The following is a 13,042-nucleotide window of genomic DNA, read 5'->3' as shown; positions in this document are numbered from 1 at the left end:
GCGTTTTGCTTACTTTTGCGCTGTTAAGAAGTGAGCCGCTGTAAGAGCGGAACCATAAGCAGCCGTTACCGCAGCAACGGATATGCACCCCAACCGCCCAAATCCCTCCCAAGATGGCAAGTTGAACTCCACTCAGGTTTACTACTCCCTGAGTAACCGTTCCACCGGCCCCAAACGCCGGTCATCAAGGCCACCGAATGGACAAATACACCCCCCACACCTGGCAGCCCCACGAGCGCCCGAGCCTGCCGGGCTCGCCGTCGACGCCGCTGCATTCCACCCGCAAGCGCTGGGCCTACGCCCTCGTTGGCGTACTCGTGGCAATCACCGGTGGCCTCGGCAACTCGCTGGTGATCGCCAACCTTGTGTACCTCCAGGGCGCCCTGGGCGCGACGACGGCCGAGATGGCCTGGCTCCCCGCCGCCTACGTCATGACCAACGTCTCCATGAACCTGCTGCTGGTAAAATTCCGCCAGCAATTCGGCCTGCGTGCGTTCACCGAAGTGTTCCTGGTGCTCTACGCCCTGGTCACCTTCGGCCACCTGTTCGTCAACGACCTCAGCTCGGCCATCGCCGTACGCGCGGCCCACGGCATGGTCGGCGCCGCCCTCAGTTCCCTGGGCCTTTACTACATGATCCAGGCCTTTCCCGCAAAGTGGCGGATGAAAGCCCTGGTGCTCGGCCTGGGCACCGCGCAATTGGCGTTGCCCCTGGCCCGACTGTTCTCCGAAGACCTGCTGCAAATCGCCGAATGGCGCGGCCTGTACCTGTTCGAACTGGGCATGGCGCTGACCTGCCTGGGCTGCGTATTCCTGCTCAAGTTGCCCCCGGGCGACCGCTTCAAGACCTTCGAAAAACTCGACTTCCTGACCTTCGCCATCCTCGCCACCGGCGTTGCCTTGCTCTGCGCGGTGCTGTCCCTGGGCCGTATCGACTGGTGGCTGGAAGCGCCGTGGATCGGTATCGCCTCGGCCTGCTCGCTGGTGCTGATCATGGCCGGCCTGGCCATCGAACATAACCGCTCGAACCCGTTGCTGATGACCCGTTGGCTGGGCAGCGGGGCGATGATTCGCCTGGCGTTGGCGGTGGTGCTGATTCGCATGGTGCTCTCGGAGCAGTCCACCGGTGCCGTGGGCTTCATGCAGATGCTGAACATGAGCAACGAGCAGATGCGCACGCTGTATTGGGTGATGCTGGCGGGGGCGATTGCCGGCCTGGCCGTGAGCGCGCTGACCATCAACCCCGCGCATTTACTGATGCCGCTGATCATCTCCCTGGCCTTCATGGCCGTGGGCTCGGTGATGGACAGTTTCTCCAGCAACCTCACGCGTCCGCAAAACATGTACATCAGCCAGTTCCTGCTAGGCTTTGGCGGCACGTTCTTCCTCGGGCCGACCATGGTCCTGGGCACGAAGAACGTACTGACCAACCCCAGGAACCTGGTGAGTTTCTCGGTGCTGTTCGGGATCTGCCAGAACCTTGGCGGCCTGATCGGCGCGGCATTGCTCGGTACGTTCCAGATCGTGCGGGAAAAATTCCATTCCAGCATGATCGTCGAACACCTGACTTTGCTCGACCCGCGTGTGGCGGCGCGTGTTGCCAGCGGCGGCTCGGCCTATGGCGGGGTGATCGCCGACCCCGAGTTGCGCAACCTCATGGGCATTCGCAGCCTGGCCACGGCCGCCACCCGCGAGGCGAATGTGATGGCCTACAACGATGTGTTCATGCTGATCGCGATCATCGCCATACTCACCATGATCTGGATCTTTATCCGCAGCCTCTGGCTGATGAGTACCACTAAAGCTGCCGCCAGTGCAGCGCCTCCCGTTCAACCCAGCGGCGCACTTTCTTCATGACCGAACCGACGACGACCACCACCAACGCCATCGCTTCCACGCCGGAAGGCACCGCGCCGCCGAGCATGCCGGCCACCGAACCGCGCTCCTTGCGGGTGCGCATCATCTCTTCCATGGGCTTTGCCGCGATTGCGATTATCGGCGTGCTGATCGTGCTCTACGCCTGGCAGTTGCCGCCCTTCAGCAGCGCCGTGGAAACCACCGAAAACGCCCTGGTGCGCGGCCAGGTGACGATCATCGGGCCGCAGCTCAGCGGCTACGTGTATGAAGTGCCGGTGACGGACTTCCAGTACGTCAAGGCCGGGGATTTGCTGGTGCGCCTCGATGACCGTATCTACAAGCAGCGCCTTGATCAGGCCCAGGCGCAATTGGCGGTGCAGCAGGCGTCCCTGGCCAATGTGGTGCAGCAACGCAACAGCGCCGAGGCGACCATCAAGCTGCGTCAGGCGGCCTTGATGGACAGCCAGGCCCAGGCCCGCAAAAGCACCGCGGATTTGCGCCGCAATGAGGAGTTGATCAGCGATGGGTCGGTGTCCAAACGCGAGCTGGACGTGACCCGCGCCGCCAATGCGCAAACCATTGCGGCCGTGGCCCAGGCCCAGGCCAACCTGGAAATCGCCCGGCAGGATTTGCAGACAGTGATCGTCAATCGCGGTTCGCTGGAGGCGGCGGTGGCCAGTGCCGATGCGGCAGTGGAGCTGGCGCGTATCGACCTGTCGAACACCCGGATCATCGCCCCGCGTGACGGGCAACTGGGCCAGATTGGCGTGCGCCTCGGGGCCTACGTCAACAGCGGCGCGCAGTTGATGGCGCTGGTGCCGAACCAGCTGTGGGTGATCGCCAACATGAAAGAAACCCAGATGGACAACGTGCAGGTTGGCCAGCCGGTGACCTTTACCGTGGATGCCCTGGACCACCGCAAGTTTCACGGCACGGTGCAGCGCATTTCCCCGGCGACCGGGTCGGAGTTCAGCCTGTTGCAGGCGGACAATGCTACCGGCAACTTCGTCAAGATCGCCCAGCGGGTGCCGGTGCGGATTACCGTGGATCCGGGGCAGGAGCAGAGTGAACGGCTGCGACCGGGGTTATCGGTGGTGGTGAGTATCGACACGGCGGGGCGCCTGAAAAACACCCCTCCCTAAGACACAATGGAGATCAAAAATGTGGGAGCGGGCTTGCTCGCGAATGCGGAGTGTCAGTCGCAGATGTGTTGACTGATCCACCGCATTCGCGAGCAAGCCCGCTCCCACATGGGTTTTGTGTTGTTAGAGGGTTTTGTATTGCAGGCTGAAACTGAGTTCTGCCGACTGGCCTTGTTCCAACAGCTTCAATCCCGGCCTACCCGGCAGGTGATGGGCATTCACCGGATGACTCACCGGCTCGAAGCAGAAAAAATCCAGCCCCGGCGGGCAATACAGCAGGTAATAGTCGCTGCCGGTGGCCTGGCATTCCAGGGTGTAACCCAGGTCTGGCTGCTGGATGACGCAGCGCCCGTCCCACTGGCAAAAACCGTTGTCCACCAGTGTCTGGGGCAACGATTCTGGGTGTTGAAAATCCCACTCGGCGGGTACGGCAGCCAGGCCTGTCGGCAATTTCGCCGCATCACTCATCCATACCTGCGAAGCCTTTGCCTGCAATTGCGTGCCCGGCCTGCGGGGCAGATACGGATGCAATCCCAGCCCATGCCACGTCGCCGTTTCCGCCAGGTGCGTGACGCGCAAGGTGATGCTCAACTTGCCGCCCTTCAACTGAACCCGCTGCTCGGCGCGATACGCAAAGGGTGTGCTGCTGTCCAGTTGCAACACCACTTCGTCTGACGTCTGGCTGACCACCTGCCACACCTGTTGCCAGGCACTGCCATGAATTGGCAGCGGGTCCAGCGGGCTGTTGGGCTCAAGTCCCAACCACCCTGATGGGTTATCAAAGCCACCTTCGGCAACCCGGTTCGACCAGGGCGCCAGCGGGAAGCACGCAAGCTTCCCCGGCAGGCCGCTGGCCAGCGACTGTTGATCGGTGTGGCGTAGCAACGGCTGGCCGCTGCTGCGTACTGTCCAGTTGACGATACTCCCGCCCAACGCTGGCGCCAGCGTCAGGTGGGTCAGGTTGTCTTCGAGTTCAAGCATCATGAGTGTCAGCAGACCTATTGAATGATGAATGCTTGTGTGGCGAGGGAGCTTGCTCCCGATGGGCTGCGGAGCGGCCCCAAAAAAGCGGGAGCGCTTCGCACTCCAGCGGGAGCAAGCTCCCTCGCCACAGAAAGCTCCCTTGCCACAGCAGCTCCCTCTCCACAATAGCTCCCTCGCTACACGCAGTGTGGGGCTTATAACACCAACCCCGGCAACCACAACGACAACGCCGGAATGTAGGTCACGGCCATCAGCACCAAAAACAGCACGCCATAAAACGGCAGCAACGCCTTCACGGTCTTCTCGATGCTGACTTTGCCCACCGCCGCCCCCACAAACAACACCGCACCCACCGGCGGGGTGATCAGGCCGATCCCCAGGTTCACCAGCATGATCATGCCGAAGTGCACCGGGTCGACGCCAATCCCCAGGATCACCGGCAGCAAAATCGGCGTGAGGATCAAAATCAGCGGCGCCATGTCCATCACCGTACCCAGCAACAGCAGCATGGCGTTGATGCACATCAGGATCACGTAGCGGTTGTCCGACAGGGTCAGGAACATCGTGGTTATCTTCGCCGGGATCTGCATCAGGGTCATGATGTAGCCGAAGCTGGCGGCGAACGCGATCAGGATCATCACGATGGAGATCGTGCGCACCGTGCGGTGCATCAGCTTGGGCAGCTCGCTCCATTTGTAGTCGCGGTAGATGAACATGGTCACGAAGAACGCCCACAACACCGCAATCGCCGCCGACTCGGTGGCGGTGAAGATGCCCGACAGAATCCCGCCAAGAATGATCACCATGGCCATCAGGCCCCACAGTGCATCGGCGCAGATTTTCAGTGCCTGTTTCAGGGGGATCACTTCGCCTTTGGGGTAGTTGCGCTTTTTCGCGAAGATCAGGCACAGCACCATCAGGCAGGCGCTCATCAGCAGGCCCGGGACCACGCCGGCCATGAACAGCGAGGCGATGGACACGGTGCCGCCCGCCGCCAGGGAGTAGAGCACCGAGTTGTGGCTCGGAGGCGTCAGCAAGGCTTGTACCGAGCCGCTCACGGTGACGGCGGTGGCGAATTCACGGGGATAGCCCTGGCGTTCCATTTCCGGAATCAGCACCGAACCGACAGACGCCGTATCGGCCACCGACGAGCCGGAGATCGCGCCAAAAAACGTCGAGGCCATGATGTTCACCAGGGACAGGCCGCCGCGCACAAACCCCACCAGCACCCCGGCAAACGCCACCAGCCGGCGCGACATGCCGCCCTCGGCCATGATCGCCCCGGCCAGCACGAAGAACGGAATCGCCATCAGCGAAAACTTGTTCACCCCGCCGGCCACCTGAATCATCAGGGCCTGGAACGGAATGTCGATCCACCACGCGCCGATCAGCGCAGAAAGCCCCAGGGCGTAGGCCACCGGCATGCCAATCAGGATCAGGGCGATAAAGCTGCCCAACAGAATCAATGCGTCCATTCAGGCAGCCCCTTCACTTTCTTCAACCAGGTCGAAGCGCACGACCCGACGGTTGCTCTGGTCACCCAGCAGGAGTTTTTCCAGCACAAAAACCAGGGTCAGCAAGCCACCGATCGGGATCGGCATATAGGTGATGCCCACCCGCAAGGTCGGCATGGCGCTCATGAACTGGTTCCAGGTCGACAGGCACAATTTGCTGCCCCAAATCGTCATGAACAGGCAGATGGTTGCCATCAGCAATTGCGAGACGATGCCGACGATTCGGCGTTGGCCGGGCGGCAGGCGGTCGGTGACCATGGCCACCGACATGTGCGCCCCGGCGCGGTAGCTGGCGGCGGCGCCGACAAAGGTGAACACCAGCATCAGCAGGATGGCGGTGGGCTCCGGCCAGCTGGAGCCGGTGCCGAGCACGTAGCGGGCGAAGATGCCCCAGGGAATGATCAGCGCGACGCCGAGAACGGCGAGGCCGGCGATCCAGATGCAGCTCATGTAAATGCGGTCGTTGATGCGCAGCAGTAAATTCTTCATGGCGTTCACCGTAACCGGGCGCGTCGATGCCGACCGCGCCGGGCCTTATCTATGAGAGGAAAAAGGGTTACTCGACGGCTTCGATGCGCTTGATCAGGTCGGCGTAGGGCGCGCCGTACTTGTCGCGAATCGAAGCGGTGGCCTCATAGAACGGTTTTTTGTCGATGTCGATGAACTCGACGCCAGCAGCCTTGAGCTTGGCTTCACTGCTGGCAGACTTGGCGTCCCACAGCTCGCGCTCCTGGATCTGCGCGGCTTTGGCGGTGTTCTTCACCAGCACCTGTTGCTCGGGGGTGAGCTTGTTCCAGGTGATTTTCGACATCACGATGGGCTCGGGCAGAATCAGGTGGCCGGTCAGGCTGTAGAACTTGGCGTTCTGGTAGTGGTTGTGTTCCAGCAGGGTGGGCGGGTTGTTTTCCGCGCCGTCAATCACGCCGGTCTGCAGGGCGCTGAAGATCTCGCCGGTGTCCATGGCAATGCCGTTGCCGCCCATGGCGTTGATGGTTTCGATGAAGATCGGGTTGCCCTGCACGCGGATCTTCATGCCCTTGAGGTCTTCGATCTTGCGCACCGGTTTCTTGGTGTAGAGGTTGCGCGTGCCGCCGTCCATCCAGGCGAGCGCCACCAGGTTGAATTCGGAGTCGGTGATCTTGGCGAGGATTTCATCGCCGATCTCGCCGTCGATGACCTTGCGCATATGCACCTGGTCGCGGAACACGAACGGCATGTTGAACACGTTCACGTCCGGCACCACCGGGCCGACGATGCCGAGGCTGACCCGGGCCATCTGGATCGCGCCGACCTGGGCCTGTTCCACCACTTCCTTTTCCGAGCCCAGCACGCCGCCGGGGAACATCTTGAAGGTCAGGCCGCCGTTGCTTTCGGCCACCAGGGTTTTACCCAGCTGTTCTTCGGCGACGACGGTGGGGTAGCCGGCGGGGTGGATGTCGGCGAATTTGATTTCCAGCGCGTGGGCGGCACCGGCGAAGACGAAGGTGGAGGGGAGTGCGGCGAGGAGCAAAGTGCGTTTGAAGTCCATGGGGTGTCTCTCCAGTCTTGTTATTGTTTTATTCAAGGCACAGCGATGCAGCTAGAGGATGAAGGTGGGCTCCGGCAATCCGGTGACCCCGGGGTTGAGGGCAAACACGCCGCCGGCCAGCGACTGGGCACTGTGGTCGTCGCGGATCGAGGTGACGAACAGGGTGTCCAGGCGGCTGCCACCGAAGGCGCACATGGTGGGTTTTTTCACCGGCACGGCCAGTGAGCGGTCGAGACGGCCGTCGGGGGTAAAGCGGTGGACCAGCCCGGCATCGTTGGCGCAGATCCAGTAGCAACCTTCGGCATCCACGGCGGCTCCGTCGGGGCGGCCGAGGAACTGGTGCATATCCACAAACAGCCGCCGATTGGACGGCGTGCCGCTGTCGATGTCGTAGTCGAAGGCCCAGACCTGCTGGACCAACGGGTGCGAATCCGAGAGGTACATCGTGCGCCCGTCCGGGCTGAAGGCCAGGCCGTTGGGGGTGATGAAACCGTTGAGTGCGGTGTGAACCGCCCGGCCTGTTTCGTAGCGGTACAGTGCACCGTCGGCCGCATTCTCGGCCATGTTCAGCACCATGCTGCCGGCCCAGAACCGGCCCTGGCGATCACAGCGGCCATCGTTCAGGCGCATGTCCGGGCGGGCGTGCTCGACGCTGGCCAGGGGCGCAGTGTCGAGCCTGCCATCGTTGTGGGGCGTCAGCCGGAAAAACCCGGTTTGCATGCCCGCAACCCAATCGCCCGCCGAGGTGCGGGCGATGCAGGCGAGCATCTGCGGAGCTTTCCAGGCCTGCGCCTGGCCGCTGGTGGCGTTCCAGCGTTGCAGTTCGCCTGTGGGAATATCCACCCAGTACAGGGCGTTTTCCCCGGGTACCCACACCGGGCATTCACCCACGGCGTTGCGGGCGTCGACAATCAGTTCTGCTTGCATGGCCACTCATTCCCTTGGGTTGGTCTGTGGTCAGTCACCGAACGGGCCGGCGGCGCAAAACGCGCCCCCCTGGTACACCCGCGCCGGGTCGTCGGCAGCGGGCATCGGCTGGGCTTCAACCTGTTTGCGGAATACTTCGGAAGAGTCCCGCGGGGTGAAGCCCAGGTGCGTGGCGAAGCGGTTGTCCCACCACACATCGAGGTTATCCGACATGCCGTAGACCACGGTATGCCCGACATTCGGTGTGTACAGCGAGCGTTCGAGCAGTTGGGTGAGGTCGTCGAAGCTCAGCCAGGTGTGCATCATCCGGCGGTTCTGGGGTTCCGGGAACGAGGAGCCGATGCGGATGCTGACGGTCTCGATGCCATAGCGATCGAAGTAGAAACTGGCCATGTCCTCACCGTAGGATTTGGACAGCCCGTAGTAACTGTCGGGGCGGCGCGGGGAGTGGGCGTCGAGGGCTTCGTCCTGCTTGTAGAAGCCGATCACGTGGTTGGAGCTGGCGAAGATGACGCGCTTGACCCCATGGCGACGCGCCGCTTCATAGATGTGGAAGATCCCGCAGATGTTCGCGCCCAGCACTTCCTCGAACGAGCGTTCCACCGATACGCCGCCGAAATGCAGGATCGCATCGACGCCTTCCACCAGTTGGTGCACGGCTTGTTTGTCGGAAAGATCGCAAGGCAATACTTCTTCGCTGTCGTCAGCGGCCGGGGCCATGTCGGCGATATCCGACAGGCGCAGTACCTTGGCGTAAGGACGCAGGCGTTCGCGCAAGACTTTGCCCAGGCCACCGGCGGCACCGGTGAGCAGCAAGCGGTTGAACGGGGTAGGGGCGGTTGTGGTGGTCATGGTGATCCCGTTATTGTTGTAGGTTGTCGTATGACTGATCCGAAGTATCCTTAGGGTTTCCTACACTTGTCAACGCACTATTGGTCGAAGTTGATAGAGGCTCATCGCTGTCCTGTGGCGAGGGAGCTTGCTGTGGCAAGAGGGCTTGCTGTGGCGAGGGAGCTTGCTCCCGCTGGAGTGCGAAGCGCTCCCAAGATTTTGGGGCCGCTGCGCAGCCCAGCGGGAGCAAGCTCCCTCGCCACAGCAATCTACCTCCCCACAGCAATCTCCCCCGCCACAAAAGCCTTTCCGGTTGTTTGTAGACCGCTATAACAACGACAGCGGGTAACTGATGAATATCCGGTTCTCATCAAACTCGTTGGTACTGAAATCCCGGCGCATCGTTGCGTTGCGCCAGCGCACATTCAGGTCCCGCAGTGGACCGCTTTGTACCGTGTAGGCCAGCTCCGACTCACGGCCCCACTCCTTGCCATTGGTGATCACCCCGGTGTGCACGTTATCGCCACTGATGTAGCGGTTCATCATGGTCAACCCGGGAATGCCCATTACCACGAAGTTGAAGTCGTGCCGCACCTGCCAGGATTTTTCCTTGGCGTTGTCGTAGCTGGCGTTGTAGCTGTCGTTGGCCAGGGTGCCGCCGCTGGTGCCGTTGACCCGCATCCAGGCGCTGTCGCCGCTGAGTTTCTGCAGGCCGATATAGAAGCTGTTGCCTTTGTATTTGGCCGAGAGCAGGGCGAACGCGGTTTTGTTGTCGAGGTCGCCGGCCAGGGCCTTGCCGTCTTCCTTGCCGGTGAAGAACCCGAGGTTGGCGCCCAGGGTCCAGTCACCCACGGGCTGGCTGTGGGTGAGGTTGAAATACTGTTGCTGGTAGATGTCACTGAGTTCGGCGTACCACACGCCTACCTGGGTGCGCTTGTCGTTGAAGGTGTATTCGCCGCCGCCGAAGTTGAAGCGGTCCGAGGTGAATGCGGCTTTGCCGTTGAGAAACATGTCATCCATGCTCGCGTCGTTGCGCGGGCTGTTGCCGCGGAACTGGCCGCCATACAAGGTCAGGCCGGCGATTTCCCTGGACGTTACCTGGCCGCCGCGGAACGTTTGCGGCAGTGAGCGGCCGTCATCCGAGCGCAGGATCGGCAGTACCGGCATCCATTCGCCGACTTTCAATTCGGTGTTCGACAGCTTGGTTTTCAGCGCCACGCCCAGGCGCCCGAAGTTATCGGCAGGGCGGCCATCGCTGCGGGTCGGCAGCAGTTGGGTGCCGGCGGTACCTTTGCCGCCGTCGAGTTTCTGCGAGTACAGGCCCAGCACGTCCAGGCCGAAACCGACGGTGCCTTGGGTGAAGCCGGACCTGGCATCGAGAATGAAGTTTTGCGTCCACTCCTCGGCCTTGCCCTGGGGGTAGGCGGGGTTGGTGAAGTTGCGGTTGAAGTAGGCGTTGCGCAGGTTGAGCGTGGCGGTGGCGTCATCGATGAAGCCTTCTGCCGAGGCGGTGGCGGGGAGGGTAAAGGCCAGGCTGCTCAAACCGATGGCGGCAAAACGGGTGGTGCCGGAGAACTGGCGGACGTGTTGGCTCACAGTGACGCTCCCTTGTCTTTTTGTTGTTTTTATTTTTTGTTATACGTTGTCGTACAACACTGAAGGCGATATTTGCGAGGTTTCAGGGGGTTGTCAATCGAAAGTTATACGATGACTCCCTGCGTGAAGGGAGTCAGTGGGGAAGGAGTTATCCCGCTGCAACCATGGGCGGCAAGGTGCCAAGCAGCGAGACGGCGGCTACCGCTGAAACACCTAGTAACCATTCAATCATCACGCTGGCCTTCAAGGCAGGCAGCCGCTGCTCACAGTTGTGAATCCGCAGGCGGTTCAGCAGCGCCAGGGCGAGCATGCCGAACACCAGCAGCACCTTGATCAACAGGATCAGGGCGAACCCTGTGAACAAGGGCGTCGGCCAGAACTGCCCGGTGAGCACCCGCACGTTGATCAATCCGGTCACCAGCAGCCCTGTCACCAGGCCATAACCGATGCCACTGAAGCGCTTGAGGATCGGTTCCAACGGATAGCGGGGCGATTGCCTGAGGATCAACACCAGCAGGAGCAGGCCGCCCAGCCAGGCACCGACACACACCAGGTGCACCACCTGATTGAGGATCAGCAACTGTCCGGCCATGCCATTGAGCATGGCGCCATGGCCCACCGGTGCCAGTGTCGCCAGCAGCAATGCACAGAGCGGCAGGCGCAACGCCTTCCACGGCGTCATCAGGCCCAGCACCAGCAGCACGTTCAGTAGCAAGTGCCAGGTCCAGACCTGGCCGAAGAAGGTTTTGCCCAGCACCAACTGCACGGTCGACCATTCCAGCGCGCCCAGCCCGACACCGGCCATGCTCGCGCTGATCAACAGCAGCCACGCCACCCCCGACACCAATGCCAGCCACGCCAACCCTTGGGTGATGCGCGACAGTTGGCGGTCCAGCACCGGTTGCGGTCCCGCGCCCAGCAGCCAGGGCCTGAACACACAGGCCCCGAACATCAACAGCACGACGATGAAATGCAGGAAACGGCACAGCACCAGCAGGGTGGCCATGGATTATTGGCCGACCTTGAAGCTGTATTCACCGTTGCTCTTGTGGGTATCCACCGAGACCGCGTTCCACACCACTTTGTAGGTGCCGGCGGCCAAGGGTGCGGCCGGTGTCACCACCAATACTTTCTTGTCGGCGTCCGGGGTTTCCAGGCCCTTGATCGCGACTTCGGTGCCGTCCTTGCTCAGGGATACCTTGGTGAAGGTCGCTTCAACGCCTTCGCTGAACGTCAGGCGCAGGTCCTTGGGCGCGGCGACGCTGCTGTCGGCGGCAGGCTCCGAGCTTTTCAGGTGGGCGTGGGCAAACGCGGCCGAGGCGCCCAGCAGGGAAGCGAGCAGGGCAACGGTGGTGAGGGTCTTCTTGATCAACATTGTTCAATACCTTCAGGTGAGAGTCAGTCGTTCGGTAGTGCCATGTGCAACAAGGGGAAGGGCTTGCCTTCGCCATCGACGGGCGAGCGCCCGGTCTGGATAAAACCATAGTGCAGGTAGAAACCCACGGCCTGTGGATTCTGCTCGTTCACGTCGACCCGCAGGGTGTCGTGGCGGGCGCGGACGAAGTCCAGCAACTGGCGACCGATGCCCTGGCCGCGTCGGTTCGGGTCGATAAACAGCATCTCGACATTATTGCCGCCGGTGCCGACGAAGCCGCCAATGCCTTGGGTATCTTCGTACACCCACACTTCAAGTGCGGGCATCGGCAGGTAGCAGTCGCGTACCAGGGGCAGCAGGCGCTGGATGTCGTCTTCGCTGAGAAAGTCATGGGTGGCGCGCACCGAGCGTTCCCACAGTGCACCCAGCACCGGGTCGTCGCACGCGCTTCGCTGTCGAATAGTCATGGGGGATGATCCTTCGAGGGGATGGCGATGCTAACCAATCCGCTATCGGCGGGGAAGGTTCTTGTACGAAGTTTCACAGTGGCGTGTCGCCGCGATCTAGAGCGGATGGTAGTCTTGAAGCCATGTTGTTGTCAGGGAGCCCTTATGGGCAATCACAAGATCGGTATTCGTCGGGTCAACGTCGAAAAGATTCTGCTGGCGGCTGAAAAGGTCTTCGCCGAGAAGGGCTATGGCAGCACCGCCATGGCCGACATCGCTGAAGAAGTGCAACTGCCGCGCTCCAACCTGCATTACTACTTCAGTACCAAGAGCGAGCTGTACAGCGCGGTGTTGTTCGACCTGCTGGAGGTGTGGAAGCAGGACGCCTTGTGCTTCGAGATGTTCGACGACCCGCGGGTGGTGCTCAGCAGCTACATCCGCGCCAAGATGCAACATTCCCGCAGCCGGCCTTATGGTTCGAAAGTCTGGGCGAATGAAATCATCCACGGCGCGCCAACCCTGGGGGAGGCGCTGGATGTGAGCCTGTATGACTGGGCCAAGATGAAGGAAGCGAAGATTCGCCAGTGGGTGGAGGACAAGCGGATTTTGCCGGTGGAGCCGTCGAGCCTGCTGTATATGATCTGGGCGTCGACCCAGCACTATGCCGACTTTGACCATCAGGTGAAGATCCTGAATGACCATCAGCCGTTGTCGGACATGCAGTTTGAGCGGGCGGTGCAGACGGTGACGAGTGTGATCCTGCGGGGGATTGGGTTGGAGCCCTAGATCGTTCCCACGCTCCGCGTGAGAGTGCCGCCCTGGACGCTCTGCGTCCGCTCTTAA

General features: G+C 61.7%; 13 protein-coding genes. 3 read left to right on the top strand and 10 right to left on the bottom strand.

Going from position 1 to position 13,042, the window contains the following annotated elements; genetic code table 11:
- Window positions 1-197 precede the first annotated feature (197 nt).
- Window positions 198-1,856, top strand: coding sequence for an MFS transporter (locus HX839_RS14935; RefSeq protein WP_003207803.1), 1,659 nt, complete (start codon window positions 198-200; stop codon window positions 1,854-1,856).
- Complete coding sequence (locus tag HX839_RS14930) at window positions 1,853-2,998, top strand: HlyD family secretion protein (RefSeq protein ID WP_003207807.1); 1,146 nt, start codon at window positions 1,853-1,855, stop codon at window positions 2,996-2,998. Before HX839_RS14935 ends, HX839_RS14930 begins: the two co-directional genes overlap by 4 nt.
- A gap of 123 nt (window positions 2,999-3,121) precedes the next feature.
- Here HX839_RS14930 and HX839_RS14925 read toward each other — a convergent pair whose 3' ends face one another.
- The 10 genes from HX839_RS14925 to HX839_RS14880 form a co-directional block, all read right to left on the bottom strand.
- Complete coding sequence (locus HX839_RS14925; protein WP_177067252.1) at window positions 3,122-3,982, bottom strand: aldose 1-epimerase; 861 nt, start codon at window positions 3,980-3,982, stop codon at window positions 3,122-3,124.
- Between the two features lie 194 nt (window positions 3,983-4,176).
- Complete coding sequence (locus HX839_RS14920; RefSeq protein WP_003207810.1) at window positions 4,177-5,457, bottom strand: TRAP transporter large permease; 1,281 nt, start codon at window positions 5,455-5,457, stop codon at window positions 4,177-4,179.
- Entirely contained in the window at window positions 5,458-5,985 is a 528-nt protein-coding gene (locus tag HX839_RS14915) for a TRAP transporter small permease (RefSeq protein WP_003207813.1), read from the bottom strand.
- Window positions 5,986-6,052: 67 nt separating this feature from the next.
- Entirely contained in the window at window positions 6,053-7,024 is a 972-nt protein-coding gene (locus HX839_RS14910) for a TRAP transporter substrate-binding protein (protein WP_177067251.1), read from the bottom strand.
- A 51-nt stretch (window positions 7,025-7,075) separates the two neighbouring features.
- On the bottom strand, window positions 7,076-7,951 hold the full coding sequence (locus tag HX839_RS14905; RefSeq protein ID WP_003207816.1) for an SMP-30/gluconolactonase/LRE family protein: 876 nt from the start codon (window positions 7,949-7,951) through the stop codon (window positions 7,076-7,078).
- Between the two features lie 30 nt (window positions 7,952-7,981).
- Window positions 7,982-8,803: an NAD(P)-dependent oxidoreductase gene (locus tag HX839_RS14900; RefSeq protein ID WP_177067250.1), complete on the bottom strand. Its 822-nt coding sequence runs from the start codon at window positions 8,801-8,803 to the stop codon at window positions 7,982-7,984.
- A 306-nt stretch (window positions 8,804-9,109) separates the two neighbouring features.
- Window positions 9,110-10,378 carry an OprD family porin gene (locus HX839_RS14895; protein ID WP_177067249.1) on the bottom strand — a complete coding sequence of 423 codons (1,269 nt, stop codon included), beginning with the start codon at window positions 10,376-10,378 and terminating at the stop codon, window positions 9,110-9,112.
- A 148-nt stretch (window positions 10,379-10,526) separates the two neighbouring features.
- The gene (copD, locus tag HX839_RS14890; RefSeq protein WP_003207822.1) at window positions 10,527-11,384 is read right to left on the bottom strand and encodes a copper homeostasis membrane protein CopD; all 858 of its coding nucleotides are present in this window, start codon (window positions 11,382-11,384) and stop codon (window positions 10,527-10,529) included.
- Between the two features lie 3 nt (window positions 11,385-11,387).
- A complete protein-coding gene (copC, locus tag HX839_RS14885; RefSeq protein WP_003207825.1) occupies window positions 11,388-11,753 on the bottom strand; it encodes a copper homeostasis periplasmic binding protein CopC in 366 nt (121 codons plus the stop codon).
- Between the two features lie 23 nt (window positions 11,754-11,776).
- Window positions 11,777-12,220 (bottom strand): GNAT family N-acetyltransferase, encoded by a 444-nt coding sequence (locus HX839_RS14880; RefSeq protein ID WP_003207827.1) that lies wholly within the window; start codon window positions 12,218-12,220, stop codon window positions 11,777-11,779.
- Between the two features lie 144 nt (window positions 12,221-12,364).
- Here HX839_RS14880 and HX839_RS14875 point away from each other — a divergent pair, with 144 nt between their 5' ends.
- Window positions 12,365-12,985 carry a TetR/AcrR family transcriptional regulator gene (locus tag HX839_RS14875; protein WP_003207828.1) on the top strand — a complete coding sequence of 207 codons (621 nt, stop codon included), beginning with the start codon at window positions 12,365-12,367 and terminating at the stop codon, window positions 12,983-12,985.
- Window positions 12,986-13,042 lie beyond the last annotated feature (57 nt).

Origin of the sequence: Pseudomonas sp. I8001 (genome assembly GCF_013385345.1) — a bacterium.
GTDB lineage: Bacteria > Pseudomonadota > Gammaproteobacteria > Pseudomonadales > Pseudomonadaceae > Aquipseudomonas.
The sequence above is the reverse complement of the archived record's forward strand: the minus strand, read 5'-3'. Positions and strand labels throughout refer to the sequence as shown.